General features: G+C 32.0%; 16 protein-coding genes and 1 pseudogene. 10 read left to right on the plus strand and 7 right to left on the minus strand.

The annotated features are described in order from the left end of the window. Positions 1 to 32 precede the first annotated feature (32 nt). The 7 genes from AC1Q7L_RS01745 to AC1Q7L_RS01775 are packed head-to-tail and all read right to left on the minus strand — an operon-like array spanning position 33 to position 4,564. Positions 33 to 518, minus strand: coding sequence for a hypothetical protein (locus AC1Q7L_RS01745; protein ID WP_492305671.1), 486 nt, complete (start codon positions 516 to 518; stop codon positions 33 to 35). Positions 519 to 541: 23 nt separating this feature from the next. Continuing rightward, positions 542 to 1,123 carry a GDP-mannose pyrophosphatase NudK gene (gene nudK / locus AC1Q7L_RS01750; RefSeq protein WP_492305670.1) on the minus strand — a complete coding sequence of 194 codons (582 nt, stop codon included), beginning with the start codon at positions 1,121 to 1,123 and terminating at the stop codon, positions 542 to 544. A gap of 54 nt (positions 1,124 to 1,177) precedes the next feature. Next, the gene (locus AC1Q7L_RS01755; protein WP_492305669.1) at positions 1,178 to 1,750 is read right to left on the minus strand and encodes a hypothetical protein; all 573 of its coding nucleotides are present in this window, start codon (positions 1,748 to 1,750) and stop codon (positions 1,178 to 1,180) included. A gap of 24 nt (positions 1,751 to 1,774) precedes the next feature. After that, entirely contained in the window at positions 1,775 to 2,683 is a 909-nt protein-coding gene (locus tag AC1Q7L_RS01760) for a TIGR01777 family oxidoreductase (protein WP_492305668.1), read from the minus strand. Positions 2,684 to 2,710: 27 nt separating this feature from the next. Continuing rightward, a complete protein-coding gene (locus AC1Q7L_RS01765; RefSeq protein ID WP_492305667.1) occupies positions 2,711 to 3,055 on the minus strand; it encodes a hypothetical protein in 345 nt (114 codons plus the stop codon). Positions 3,056 to 3,061: 6 nt separating this feature from the next. Beyond that, positions 3,062 to 3,658: an HPP family protein gene (locus tag AC1Q7L_RS01770; protein ID WP_492305666.1), complete on the minus strand. Its 597-nt coding sequence runs from the start codon at positions 3,656 to 3,658 to the stop codon at positions 3,062 to 3,064. Then, entirely contained in the window at positions 3,659 to 4,564 is a 906-nt protein-coding gene (locus AC1Q7L_RS01775) for an arginase family protein (RefSeq protein WP_492305665.1), read from the minus strand. Between the two features lie 309 nt (positions 4,565 to 4,873). On the opposite strand from AC1Q7L_RS01775, the gene AC1Q7L_RS01780 reads away from it, so the two are divergent. From AC1Q7L_RS01780 to AC1Q7L_RS01825, 10 genes and pseudogenes are all read left to right on the plus strand, one after another. Next, positions 4,874 to 5,578, plus strand: a complete 705-nt coding sequence (locus AC1Q7L_RS01780) for a hypothetical protein (protein WP_492305664.1) — start codon at positions 4,874 to 4,876, stop codon at positions 5,576 to 5,578. Between the two features lie 37 nt (positions 5,579 to 5,615). Continuing rightward, on the plus strand, positions 5,616 to 6,338 hold the full coding sequence (locus AC1Q7L_RS01785) for a hypothetical protein (RefSeq protein ID WP_492305663.1): 723 nt from the start codon (positions 5,616 to 5,618) through the stop codon (positions 6,336 to 6,338). A gap of 320 nt (positions 6,339 to 6,658) precedes the next feature. Next, positions 6,659 to 6,991, plus strand: coding sequence for a single-stranded DNA-binding protein (locus AC1Q7L_RS01790; RefSeq protein WP_492305662.1), 333 nt, complete (start codon positions 6,659 to 6,661; stop codon positions 6,989 to 6,991). A 17-nt stretch (positions 6,992 to 7,008) separates the two neighbouring features. After that, the gene (locus AC1Q7L_RS01795; protein WP_492305661.1) at positions 7,009 to 7,467 is read left to right on the plus strand and encodes an HRDC domain-containing protein; all 459 of its coding nucleotides are present in this window, start codon (positions 7,009 to 7,011) and stop codon (positions 7,465 to 7,467) included. 154 nt (positions 7,468 to 7,621) lie between these two features. After that, on the plus strand, positions 7,622 to 8,992 hold the full coding sequence (gene hisS, locus AC1Q7L_RS01800) for a histidine--tRNA ligase (RefSeq protein ID WP_492305660.1): 1,371 nt from the start codon (positions 7,622 to 7,624) through the stop codon (positions 8,990 to 8,992). Positions 8,993 to 8,996: 4 nt separating this feature from the next. Continuing rightward, the gene (locus AC1Q7L_RS01805) at positions 8,997 to 9,653 is read left to right on the plus strand and encodes a GNAT family N-acetyltransferase (RefSeq protein WP_492305659.1); all 657 of its coding nucleotides are present in this window, start codon (positions 8,997 to 8,999) and stop codon (positions 9,651 to 9,653) included. A 67-nt stretch (positions 9,654 to 9,720) separates the two neighbouring features. Continuing rightward, positions 9,721 to 10,260, plus strand: a complete 540-nt coding sequence (locus AC1Q7L_RS01810) for a PH domain-containing protein (protein WP_492305658.1) — start codon at positions 9,721 to 9,723, stop codon at positions 10,258 to 10,260. A 105-nt stretch (positions 10,261 to 10,365) separates the two neighbouring features. Further along, positions 10,366 to 11,340 carry a PH domain-containing protein gene (locus AC1Q7L_RS01815; protein WP_492305657.1) on the plus strand — a complete coding sequence of 325 codons (975 nt, stop codon included), beginning with the start codon at positions 10,366 to 10,368 and terminating at the stop codon, positions 11,338 to 11,340. Between the two features lie 191 nt (positions 11,341 to 11,531). After that, a complete protein-coding gene (locus AC1Q7L_RS01820; protein ID WP_492305656.1) occupies positions 11,532 to 12,071 on the plus strand; it encodes a hypothetical protein in 540 nt (179 codons plus the stop codon). Between the two features lie 182 nt (positions 12,072 to 12,253). Next, positions 12,254 to 13,051 (plus strand): annotated as a pseudogene (locus tag AC1Q7L_RS01825) (class I SAM-dependent methyltransferase). Positions 13,052 to 13,053 lie beyond the last annotated feature (2 nt).

The raw sequence follows: 13,053 nt of genomic DNA on the forward strand, positions 1-13,053 counted from the left end.
ACCCTTTATTAAAGCTTACTTTAATAGTGTCATTATTTTTGATATTCAAAAATCGATTTTAAACCATTTTTGGTTCTGCTTTTATTAATGTTTTCTAAATCATTTCTCTCATGAACAGAGTCTTTATTATTTAGCCAAAAAGTTTTATTCTCTTTATGGCTAATTACATTATAAGTTTTTACAATTCTTGACCCTTCAGTTATTGAATTTATATAAAGTATTGTATTATCAATAAGATTATGTACTCCGAAATAAAAACTAGTTCCAAAGAATATAAAAGCTAGAATAATTACAGGAATCTGATATGCTTTAAGCGATTTTCTTATTCTAAAAATAATAATTGTAGCAATTAATACAATAATTGAAACTGTATATTTCCAAGAATAATTTTTAAAATCTTTTAAATCATCATACAGATATTTTTCTTTTATGATAGGCTTTAATATAAAATCTTGTAGAGAGAATATAACAATAAAGCACAGAACAAATATTATATTTCTTTTTGAAAACTTGGTCATTAGTTTTAAGCTAAAATTCAATTCTACATAATATTTTTCACCCTCACATGCTGCAACAGCATAATCGTCTTCGCATCCTTGATTTCACCCGAATCAATCATTGCAAGTGCATCCACAAAAGAAAGCTCTAAAACTTCAATATCTTCTCCTTCTTCTTCCAATCCGCCACCATCAGTTGTTTTCATTTCCTTGGAATATTCAGCGATGAAGAAATGTAGAATTTCAGTTACGGAACCTGGCGACATATAAGATTCAAAAACCTTTTCAACTTTTGAGATCTTGTAGCCGGTTTCTTCTTCGGTTTCTCTTTTTATGCATTCTTCGGGGTTGTCGTTATCCAATAATCCTGCGCAGGTTTCAATAAGCATTCCGTCCGAATTTCCGTTGATATAAGTCGGTAAGCGGAATTGGCTCGTCAAAATAACGGTTTTCAATTCTTGATTATACAAAAGAATTGTCGCGCCATTTCCCCTGTCGTAAGCTTCTCTGCTTTGAGTTTGTAGGGAACCGTTGCTGCTTATTTTTTCGTAGGTAATTTTATTTAAAGTGTACCAGTTGTCTGATAAAATTTCGGTTTTTAGGATCTTTACTTTGCTATTTTGCATTAGGGATTTGTTCTGTATTAAAATTTTAAACTTATATCAATAATTAATTTTCAACTATAATTGTTGAAGATAAGTCAGTTTTGAGTTTTTGATAAATTCTTCAGAAGACGTGTCTTTTGTCGCACCTTTATTGGTCAATTCAATGATATAAATAGGTGTTCCCGGAATTTTATTGTCGTTGCATATAAGCTTAAATCTCTTAATTTTTGGATCTGTACTTAATGAAACAAGTTCATCAGAAGAATTGATTCTCATATTGTTCACATCAAAAGAAGCACGAGGATCTTTTTGAAGTTTTAAGAATCTTTTCTGAGTTTTATCAGTAGTTTCATCAAGAAATTTTTCCATCTGATAATCGGTCAGAAGCTGAGGGTAAATAAGGCCTTCCTGCAAAAATAATTTGGTGGTTTTATCAGATTTATTGTAATTAATAACCTTATCATCAAACTGAACAAAATTATCCTTTACGATTATTTTACCTTCGAATTTTTTATAGTTTTTCTTTTTGTAATCATTTTTAAAATGTTCAACAATTGCCTTGTCTTTTGAGCTTAAATTTTCCTTTTTTTGAGCAAAAGCTGTCATTGATATTGATAAACAAAGGCTTAATGAAAATAGCAGTTTCATATATTTTGTAATTTTTATTTTAATTTATTTCTTATTGAGTAAATCCTCTAAAGTTAATTTTAAATCAGGGGATTCAAACTGAAATCCTGCATTCTGAATTTTTTGTGAAGATGCTCGTGAACCTTCCAGCAAAGCGTCTGCCAATTCTCCAAATATCAATTTTAAAACAAAGCTTGGAACATTCGGCATAAACAGTGGTTTTTTAACGACTTCGGCGATTTTTATAGTTAAATTTTCGTTCGTAGTTTGTTGTGGTGAATTCGCATTGTAAGCTCCTTCTATATTTGAATTTTTTAAAGCAAATTCATAAATAGAGCAAATATCTTTCACATGAATCCAAGGCATATATTGTTTTCCGCTTCCGAGAGGTGATCCGATACCTAAATTTATCGTTGGCAACATCTTTTTTAGAGCACCTTCTTGTTCTGAAAGCACGACTGCTGTGCGGATTTTTACAACTCTTTCTGCTAAATTCTGTTCTTTAAAATCATCTGCAGATCTTTCCCAAAGTACAACAACTTCACTTAGAAAATCATTTCCTGGTTGATCATCTTCGGTATAAATTTTTTCCGTTGTTATAGTTCCGTAATAATTAATTCCTGAAGCTGAAATGAAAGATTTAAGTTTAATATTTTTCTTTCTTAAAGTATCTAAAAGCAACTTTGCAGAATCTACACGGCTTGAAATCAATTCTTTTTTTCGCTCATCAGTCCAGCGTTTTTCAGAAATATTGGCTCCGGCTAAATGAATGATGTGAGAAATGTTTTCAAAGGCAGATTCATCGATTGTTCCGTTTTTTATGTTCCATTCGAAGTCGTTGGCGCGTTGTTTTTTTCGGGTTAAAAATCGTACGGAATATTCCTTTTCAAGCTTTTTGGATAGTTCCTGGGCAACCATTCCATTGGCTCCGGTGATCAGAACAACTTCTTTCATAATAATTAAATTTAAGTTTAATACAGATTATGCTTGATTTTTTACAATCAAAACAAAATCATCTTCTAACAATTTATAGCCGTAATCATAGATAAATTTGTACTCGGAACCGTTTTTATAAACTTTAAAATTGGTGAAATAATCAAAATCAAAACCCAAGCCATTTAATTTAGATTTTATAACTTTAGTTTTACCATCGATATTGAGTTCACCCAAGATTCGATAATTTTTACGAAGTTTATTATTTACGTTTCGCATAAAGTTATTTGAATCTTTATTCTGCTTATTATTGTAGGCATTTCGGCAGGCATCGTTGCAGAATTTTTTATCTGACCGGCCAATAATTTTTTCGCCACATTCTAGACAATCCATAATTTTTTACTTTTTCATTCTGTGTGTTTGTTTTTTTCTCAATAATCTTATAAATCTATTGTGAGTAGGGTAGCTTCTGTTTGGGGTGAGATTGTTGAACAACAGGGCAACGAGCAACAGTATAATGCATCCCGACAAAACGGGAGAAATCACATACCAATAGCCTAATTCAGGGATTTTTCCTGTTGAACTCACGGCAATTAAAGCCGTCGCGCCACCCGGAGGATGCAGTGTTTTCGTGTATTGCATTAATATGATGGAAAATGCAACTGCTAACGGAGCGGATAACCAGATAACATCAGGAACAATTTTGTAAACGGTAACGCCTACCAAAGCAGAAAGCACATGACCGCCAATTAGATTTCTAGGTTGTGCCAACGGACTTTGAATAGCCCCGTAAATTAAAACACTTGAGGCACCAAAAGAACCTATTAAAAATACATTCTCGGCCTGTAAAAGCTGATGAGATTGGATAAATGCAATAAGCCCAATTCCAAAAAAAGCACCTAAAAACGACCAAAAATGTTCTTTGTAATCAACCAGTGTTTCTTTATAAATCACATATTTTGAAACTCTGAATGTTCTTTTTATTGTCTTCTTCATTTATTCTTCTTTATTTTTTATTATTTGAATTAAATTTTCTACGAAAGGTTGTGTATAGATTCCTTGTTCATCATAGTCGGGATCTAAAATGGTGATCTCGATTCCGAAACATTTTTCGTTATTTATTAAAGGTTGTAGAATTTCTTTAAGGTCGTTGTAATCAATTCCATCTTCCATTCTGCTGTCAACGGCGGGCATAATTTTATCATTTAAAATATCAACATCAAAATGAATGAAAAATCCGTCTAAATTTTTGTCATTAATCATTTTTAGGAAATCTTCAGAAGTTTTTCGGAAACCATTTTTCCTTAAATTATCAAGATCAAAATAATTGATTTTTGAATTTAAAATCTGTTCTACATATTCTTCGTCATCTGTTTCAGCATTTCCGACACAGAATATATTTTCTTCTAAGAAATAAGGCTTAAGATTGTAGATGTTTGTCAGTTTTTCATGTCCTAACCCTGAAACAATTGCCAGATCCATCCCGGCAACGCCACCGCTTGGAGATAATTGTGGCGGAATATAATCGGTATGACCGTCAAGGTAAAAAAGACCAAAGTTTCCAATTTTTCTAAGAGCAATTGCGTTTCCAATCAAAATACTGCAGTCGCCACCAAGAATAATATTGAATATTTTTTTGTCAAAATTCTTTAAGATAAGCTCGGATTGTTTTTTCGCATATTCAATAATCTGATGAGAATTTTTCACTTGAGTTTCTTCATCAAAATCCATTGAATATTCGGGAGCTTCTAATCTGAAAATATTGTTGGGTTCAATTCTTTTATGAAAGTCAAATTTCCTAAGCCAGTCAGGAAGTTTTTTAACGCCGGGTTCAATCTCGTGTACTTTTTTTGTTAATCCCAAATTGAGAGGAAACTCAAAAATATTGATATCCCTTTTCATAAATTAAATTTAATCAAAGATACGTAATTATCCGTTTTCAAACGACTGTGAGTGAATTTAGATCAAATATTTTCATTGTTCTTATATTGTATAATTATAAAGTATAAATTTTATTTTATAAATGTATTATTGTTTTGAATTTTTTGTTAATATTAATGAAATTAACAATTTATTTACATTAATAAGCTTTTAAATTAGTAATTATAATGTTATTTAAACTACCTTTGGTGATATTTCAACAAATTTTGAAATATTCTGATAAATTTTTCCCCTTAATTACTAATAATCAAACTTAATTTCAATTCAAACATGAAAAAAACAATACTTTTAGTTACAGTTTTGTTCTCTGCATTTTATTATTCCCAAGTTGGTATTAACACTTCTAATCCTCAAGGTCAGTTTACTATTGATGCGGCTAGAGATAATCCTGCTACAGGAACTCCCAATGCTGCTCAACAATTAAATGATTTTACTGTAACATCTGCAGGAAATGTAGGTATCGGAACGAATGCCCCAACCAATAAAGTTCATATAAATGGAGGCTTTAGATTAACAGACGGTACGCAGGCAAATGGTAAGATCTTGGTTTCTGACGGAAATGGAGTTGGAACTTGGCAGGATTCAAGTCCGGCAGTTATTGTTACTTCTACCACGGGAACTCAGGTTCCACTAGCTGTTACTTTCACTTGGATTGGTTCTTCTGCAACGGTTACTATTCCGGGATATTATCTTATAAGTCCTCGTTTAATTACAGATAAAACTCCTGCAAATTGTGGAAATTTTATTGCATATAATTTAAGCAAAAGCTCTACAGGTATTTTAAATCCAGCATTCCCGCTTCAGGATTCCCACTTTGCACCGGGTACTGTTACAGATTTTATTTATTCTACCAATGTTGCTTTATTGGAAGCAGGAACATATTATATGTTAGTGCGTTACAGTGGAGGTTGTACTTCGAATACGACTAGGCTTAATGCCGGTCAGAACAGTTTTACCCTTACATTATTAAAATAACTTGCTACCTATGATTTATAAAAATAAGCGGAATAAAATGCAAACGAAAAAAAATATTATTTTCTTAATGTTCTTTTTATCAGGATGTGCCTTTTCGCAGACTGGTATTCATACTTCCAATCCACAAGGTCAGTTTACTATTGATGCAGCTAAAGATAATCCATCAACAGGATTACCGACTGCTACACAGCAATTAAATGATTTTACGGTAATATCTAATGGAAATGTAGGAATAGGAACGAATTCTCCAACAACTAAACTACACATAAATAATAGTACAAACGGAGCCCTAAGAATTGTAAACGGAACAGAAGGAAACGGAAAACTTTTGGTATCAGATAATAATGGAGTAGGAACCTGGCAAAATTCTTCGCCTCCTGTTGTAATTAATTCAACAACTGGGGGTTCTGTTAATATAGGAACGAGTTATGCTTGGGTAGGTTCTGTTGCTACAGTAACAATTCCCGGATTTTATCTTATAAGTCCTAAGTTACTTACAGATAAAACTCCTGCTGGCTGCGGGGTGTATATTGCCTATAATCTGTCAACCAGTACTACTGTTGCTGCTAATCAGCCATATGTTCAGCAGGATGCTCATTTTGCGAGCGGAACTATTTATGATTTCATTTATTCTGCTAATGTAGGTTACCTGCAGGCAGGAACTTATTATATGCTGGTGCGTAATGGCGGAGGATGTACATCAAATGTTACCCGAGTTAATGCCGGACAAAATAGCTTTTCATTAATACTATTAAAGTAAGTAATCAATGAAATTGTTTATAATTAAAAATCAATAGATTCTAATAACACAAAGAAAGCAAGAAATTATACAAGAAATTCCCTCTTTTTGTATAATTGAAATTTCATTAAGTAAATACATTTTCACTATACGAAAACCGTCTATTTTAGGCGGTTTTTTGTGATTAATTCTTTTTCCTTTATCCGGTTGTAAACGACTACAAACGAATTTAAATAGTTTTATACCGATTCTGGTTTTCAAATTCAACAACCTTTGCCACAGAGATTTGAGAAAACAGTGAACGTCTCTTATCTGAATCATTAATCTTAAAAATATATAGTATGTCACTAAGAAACAAAGTAAAATTAATAGGTTACACAGGAAAAGAAGTAGAGGTGGTAAACTTCGACAGCGGTGCTGTAAAAGGAACAGTATCGTTGGCAACAAACGATCATTACACCAATACAAAAGGCGAAAAAGTGGAAGAGACTCAATGGCACAATTTGGTATTCTTCGGGAAAATTACTGAGATCTTTCAAAAATATGTTTCAAAAGGAAAAGAGATCGCTATTGAAGGGAAATTGACGTACAGATCATATGATGATAAGGAAGGCGTAAAGCGATATATTACGGAAATCAGAGTAGATGAAATCTTATTATTAGGAACTAAATAATTCTAAAAACACAAATGATGAAAGTAAAAGTTTTTAAAATAAGATTGCCCGAAGAATTTCTTTATCAGGATCAGGAAATGCTTGACCGCTTTCTGGAATCTCACGAAATTATTAAAGTGGAAACCGCATTTGTACACGATGAAAATTATTGGTCTGTTGTTTTATATTTTGAAGAATTAAGACTGAAAGAACCTTCAAATACTGTAAAAGAAAATAAAACAGCAAAATATTCTCTCGAAGATGATACGCTTAATTATGATGAAGAAAAGATTTTAAATGCCTTAAAATTATGGCGTTCGGAAAAAGCAAAAGAACAAAATCTTCCTTCTTATTTTATTGCCACCAATAAAGAATTGATGTCTGTAGCTAAATATAAACCTGCAAAAAAAGAAGAATTGCTGGAGATCAAAGGTTTCGGAAAGCATAAAATTGAAAATTATGGTGAAGAAATATTAGAAATCCTTGAAAATATCTGATTTTTCATAGATCACTGGAACACAAATGATGAAAATAAAAATGAGAAGTCGGAGGATTCATTCTTCGACTTTTTTAAGGTAGTTTAAAAAAGTCCTTTCAATTCCTTATTTTTGCAATTATATCAATTATTAATCATCATTTATCAATTATAAAATGAAGCCAAGTTTAGCAAAAGGGACGAGAGATTTTACAGCGGAAGAAGTTTCAAGAAGAAAATATATCATTAATATTTTACAGAAAAACTTTGAATTATTTGGATTCCAGCCATTGGAAACCCCAAGCTTTGAAAATCTTTCAACATTGACAGGGAAATACGGAGAAGAAGGAGATCGTTTGATTTTTAAGATCATGAACTCAAGTATAAATGAGGCCAAAGATGAGAAAAAATCTCAAATGCTTACTGATTTTCAAAGAGCTTTAGAGAAGCCATTCAATTCAGAAAATCTTACAGATAAAGCCCTTCGTTACGACCTTACCGTGCCTTTTGCAAGATTCGTAGCAATGAATCACGGGAAATTAACTTTCCCTTACAAACGTTACCAAATTCAGCCGGTTTGGAGAGCAGACCGTCCTCAAAAAGGGAGATTTAGAGAGTTCTATCAGTGTGATGCAGACGTTGTAGGAAGCGAAAGTCTTTTTCAGGAAGTAGATTTGGTTCAATTATATTTAAAATCATTTGCTGATTTAAAAGTTCCAGTGACAATTCATTTAAACAACAGAAAAATTCTTTCTGGTTTAGCAGAATACGCAGGAATTACAGATAAATTAATTGATTTCACTGTCGCTCTTGACAAGCTTGATAAAATTGGAAAAGAAGGTGTTGTTAAAGAATTATTGGAAAGAGAAATTTCTCAGGAATCGATTGATAAATTAGATTTTCTATTCACTCAATCTGATGATGCATTGGAAAATCTTCTTCAATTAAAAGAAAAATTTATTGGAAATGAAGTAGGAACAAAAGGTGTTGAAGAACTGGAATTTGTTTTAACTAAATCCATAAGTCTTGGCGTTGATATCCAAAATCTTGTTTTTGATATTACGTTGGCGAGAGGATTAGATTATTATACAGGAGCTATTTTCGAGGTGAAAGCTGACGAAGTTCAGATGGGTTCCATCGGCGGCGGCGGAAGATATGACAATCTTACAGAAGTTTTCGGAGTGAAAAATATCCCGGGAATCGGAATTTCTTTCGGACTTGACAGAATTTATCTTGTCGTAGAAGAACTCGGACTTTTCCCTGAAGAAGCAACATCTAAAGTTGAATATTTATTTGCAAATTTCGGAGGTGAAGAAACTTTAGAAGCTTTAAAATTGATCATGAAGTTAAGAGAAAAAGGAATTTCAGCAGAATTATATCCCGAAAATGCAAAAATCGGAAAGCAATTCACTTACGCAGAAAAGAAAGGAATTAAAAACCTTGTTTTCTTAGGTGAAGAAGAACTTAAAAACGGAACGGTTACTTTTAAAGACCTTTCTGCCGGAGAACAGAAAACTGTTTCTTTGGACGAGTTTTTAGGTAACTAATAAAATGCAAAAAAAAGTCTCCAAAGACATCATAGAAAAATGGTTAAAAGGCTGGTCTTTATCAAGAGATCTGCCTTTGCCGTTTCAATATCAATCAGGCTTTAAAGTAGATGTTAATGATGAAAAACAGAAAACCCGTTATGTTTTTGCAGAGCTTAATGATGATTTTTTTCAATTAGCAAATTCAATTGAAGAGCCCTGGATTTTTTTAAAAGTTTGTGCTTCTTTTGATGATTTTAAACATAAAATTCCTGAAAAATGGGAGGTTCAGCCGCAGGGTTATATGATGTCATGTGTAAGCCCGATAAATTTTTCTAATATTATTTTACATGATGATTATAAGTTAGAATTTGAAGTATATAATTCAACTTTTGTCGTTAAAATTGTTACTAAAAATAATGAGCTGGCTTCAATAGGCAGGGTTGTTATTGTTGATGATTTGGCTGTTTATGATCGGATTTCAACTGAAATTGATCATAAAAGAAAAGTTCTCGCCACTTTTATAATGAAAGAGCTTGAAAAAATAGCTTTATCGAAAGGTGTTTCCAATAACTTTTTGGTTGCAACAGAACAAGGTAAATCTCTGTACGAATCATTAGGTTGGGAGCTTTACAGTCTGTATACTTCGGTTGTTATTCCATCTGAAAAATCAAAATTTTAAGTTGAATTCAATTATATTTGAGGAAAATAGTAATTTAGGTTCCTAAAATTATTTTAAAACAAAACCAATGAGCGAAAAATCCAGACTTGACGAAATAAAAGAAGAATTAGAAAAATTAGACATCAATCCTACGATTTTTGCCAGAAAAGAAATCCGTGAGCTACCGGAAATTCTTTCGAGAGACGAAAAAATAGTTTATCTCGTTGAAGGCAGAAACAAAACGACCAAACACCATATTATTTTGGTAGCTACTGACAGAAGGTTGATTTTTGTTGATAAAGAATTCATGTATGGACTAAAAGTTGAAGATTTTTCTTATGATAAAGTAAGTTCAATTCAGTATGAAAAAGAGTTTATGCTGGCTTCAATCGATATTCATATTTCGGAAAATATTCTTGAGATCGATGGAGTAGGAAAGTATTATGCAGAACTGTTTTGTGAAAAAGTAAGAAACTTTATGGCTCGTCCGAAAGAAGCTTTTCAACCAAAAAGTGAACCTACAGTTTTAGACCAACTGGAACAATTAGGAAGATTAAAAGAAAGCGGAGTTTTAACGGAAGAAGAATTTGCAGAGCAGAAGCAGAAACTTCTTGAAAAACTTAAATAAGTCTTTCATTCAAGTAAAAATTAAACACAAATTCGTAATTTGGATTATTCTTATGGAGTTTACTTTCTGTTTGATATAATTTAAAACTATTAAACCAAAAACCAGATGGATATTATTTGCGCATTGTGCGGAACACCCTTAACGTCTATGGATACGCTTTTGGGCGAAAATAAACTGTCGGACGGCAGTATTTTATGCAATAAATGCTTCAATAAGGCGACAAATATTAATAAAGACCTAGTAAATTCAATCGAAAGTTTCAATCTTGCGGAAGTAAGAGGAATTATTCTTGGCGGGAAAATTGACGATTTCGAAGAAAATATCGCTACACCAGTTCTTGAAACTCCGAAAATGGAAACACCAGTCAATACTTTTTTTGATCCGAACAGTTTTAAAGATTACGATCAGCCTACAAGGCTTGATGAGATTAAAGATCAAATCGTTGCGCTTAATGCTAAACTTAGCATTTTTGTGGACAGTGAAGTGAAAGAATTGGTGAATATTTTGGATAATGGTGAAAAAATTGTCGCCATTGCAGAAGGGAAATATTTAGGTAATAACCGTGAAGGTATTGTTTTCTCTACACAAAAAAGAGTTGTATTTATCGACAAAAAATTCTTTGGAGGTGTTGTAGAAAATGAATTTATGCACGATAAAATCTCTTCTGTAGAATATGATTCAGGTATTCTTACTTCTTCGATGAAGATATATACACAAGGGTCAACTGCAGAATTTAAATTATATAATAAAAGTGCAGCCAAAGCTTTTTACGATGGAATAAAAGATTACATCGGTCGTTCAGGAGCGGTTCAGCAGCAATCATTTAAACAGGAAAGCTTTCATATTTCTATAAATGATCATTCATTTAGCTCTAATAATCAATCTTCACCATTTGATATATTTAAACAGGTTATTTCAAAGCCTGAACAAACAAGTGAAAAAGCGCCGGAAAATGTAAAAAAAGAACCTGCTGAAGCTATTTTTGAGCAATTAGAAAAGTTGGGGAAATTAAGAGAAATGGGAGTTTTGACAGAAGCTGAATTTGCAGAACAGAAAAAGAAATTATTGGAAAGGTTATGATAAAGGCATTCATTATTAGATTAATCAACGGAAAATGGTATTCGGCACCATTGATTTTCACCATTTTTACGGTGTTTTGCTGGCTTTGCCTTATTATTTTACCAACGAGAGCCTTAATATGGGGTTTATTTTTTTGTTTACCATTTATTGGTTACTTTTTCTGCTTTATTTTGGGGATTGCGAAGATGTTCATGAAAGAGTTTAAAGAGGGAATTAAACAATGTTTTTTTACTCTTATTGTTACATTTGCAGCCATGCTTTTCTTTACAATTTTTCTTCCTACGAGTCCATACAAGGAATATAAAGGCGATGCGAAGAATCCCAATAATGTAAAGACCGAAATGCCTTTAAAGTTATCTCTTAATGAAGAAAAATCTTTGTTTAAAGTTGATAAACAGGATATCCTTTTATATGATTACTCAATGCCGGGCAATTATAAATATCAGGTTTTTCTTAATAAAATTGAGAAAGGAAAAGTCTATTTAAAAATGTTTGATCTTGTCACAAACAGAATTCTTTCAGAAAAAGAAATTAAAAAAGACTCTCAAATAGAAGTTTATAATCCAACAGATGAATTAAAAGAGTTTGGATTAAGCGATCCAATTACTGTTGAAGAAGGCGAGTGGGGAGATTATTACGGAAGTAGAGTTGAGGTTTGGTTTCAGCCGGATGACAGTACTCAGCCTGAAAGAAAATTAATTACGAAGAATTATATTATTCAAGGTCAATAAAACATTTTGAGTGTTTTATAATTAATTTGATATAATTGAAAGGAGCTTGTGAACTTAGCTGAGTAGAACGCCTTTGCGAACTTTAAAACATTTAGTAGTCAATAAATCTTTGCGATCTTTGCGTTAAAAATATTACTGCTATAAGTGGATATTCTTAATTTTTTTAATCTAAAATTAAAATCATGGAAAATTATCTCGAAATAAATAAAAAATCCTGGAATGCTAAAGTAGAACCACACTTAAAGTCAGATTTCTATTTTGTGGATGAATTTTTAAATGGGAGAAATTCACTTAATTCTATTGAGCTTGATCTTTTAGGAGATGTAAAAGGAAAAAGTATTTTGCATTTGCAATGTCATTTTGGGCAGGATTCCATTTCGTTATCAAGGTTAGGAGCAAAAGTTATCGGAGTAGATTTATCAGACAAAGCAATATAAGCTGCCAATAATCTCGCGAAACAGTGTGAAACAGACACTGAATTTATTTGTTCAGATGTTTATGATCTTCCGAATGTTTTAAATGAAAAATTTGATATCGTTTTTACAAGTTACGGAACCATTGGCTGGCTTCCTGATTTGGATAAATGGGCGAAAGTTATTAACCACTTTCTAAAACCTAACGGAAAATTTGTAATAGCAGAATTTCATCCTGTAGTTTGGATGTTTGATGATGATTTTAATGGAATTACGTATAATTATTTTAATGAAAAACCAATTGTAGAAACCTATGAAGGAACTTACGCAGATTTTTCAGCAGATATTGTTCAGGATTATGTAATGTGGAATCATTCGTTGTCTGAAGTCTTTCAATATTTAATTAAAAATGGATTAATGATTGAAAATTTTCAGGAGTTTGATTGGTCACCATATCCTTGTTTTAAACATATTGACGAATTTGAGAAAGGAAAATGGCGAATAGAAAAATTTGGAAATAAGATACCAATGGTTTATGCCGTGAGCGCACAAAAAAAGTCATCGTAAAA

The organism is Chryseobacterium sp. GW823-FHT05E08 (assembly GCF_058795655.1).

Coding starts and splice junctions, on each gene's coding strand:
- AC1Q7L_RS01765 (WP_492305667.1), bottom strand. CDS start 3,055: ATGGATTGTCTAGAATGTGGCGAAAAAATTATTGGCCGGTCAGATAAA.
- AC1Q7L_RS01775 (WP_492305665.1), bottom strand. CDS start 4,564: ATGAAAAGGGATATCAATATTTTTGAGTTTCCTCTCAATTTGGGATTA.
- AC1Q7L_RS01785 (WP_492305663.1), top strand. CDS start 5,616: ATGCAAACGAAAAAAAATATTATTTTCTTAATGTTCTTTTTATCAGGA.
- AC1Q7L_RS01760 (WP_492305668.1), bottom strand. CDS start 2,683: ATGAAAGAAGTTGTTCTGATCACCGGAGCCAATGGAATGGTTGCCCAG.
- AC1Q7L_RS01755 (WP_492305669.1), bottom strand. CDS start 1,750: ATGAAACTGCTATTTTCATTAAGCCTTTGTTTATCAATATCAATGACA.
- nudK (WP_492305670.1), bottom strand. CDS start 1,123: ATGCAAAATAGCAAAGTAAAGATCCTAAAAACCGAAATTTTATCAGAC.
- AC1Q7L_RS01815 (WP_492305657.1), top strand. CDS start 10,366: ATGGATATTATTTGCGCATTGTGCGGAACACCCTTAACGTCTATGGAT.
- AC1Q7L_RS01790 (WP_492305662.1), top strand. CDS start 6,659: ATGTCACTAAGAAACAAAGTAAAATTAATAGGTTACACAGGAAAAGAA.
- hisS (WP_492305660.1), top strand. CDS start 7,622: ATGAAGCCAAGTTTAGCAAAAGGGACGAGAGATTTTACAGCGGAAGAA.
- AC1Q7L_RS01805 (WP_492305659.1), top strand. CDS start 8,997: ATGCAAAAAAAAGTCTCCAAAGACATCATAGAAAAATGGTTAAAAGGC.
- AC1Q7L_RS01810 (WP_492305658.1), top strand. CDS start 9,721: ATGAGCGAAAAATCCAGACTTGACGAAATAAAAGAAGAATTAGAAAAA.
- AC1Q7L_RS01820 (WP_492305656.1), top strand. CDS start 11,532: ATGAAAGAGTTTAAAGAGGGAATTAAACAATGTTTTTTTACTCTTATT.
- AC1Q7L_RS01745 (WP_492305671.1), bottom strand. CDS start 518: ATGACCAAGTTTTCAAAAAGAAATATAATATTTGTTCTGTGCTTTATT.
- AC1Q7L_RS01795 (WP_492305661.1), top strand. CDS start 7,009: ATGAAAGTAAAAGTTTTTAAAATAAGATTGCCCGAAGAATTTCTTTAT.
- AC1Q7L_RS01770 (WP_492305666.1), bottom strand. CDS start 3,658: ATGAAGAAGACAATAAAAAGAACATTCAGAGTTTCAAAATATGTGATT.
- AC1Q7L_RS01780 (WP_492305664.1), top strand. CDS start 4,874: ATGAAAAAAACAATACTTTTAGTTACAGTTTTGTTCTCTGCATTTTAT.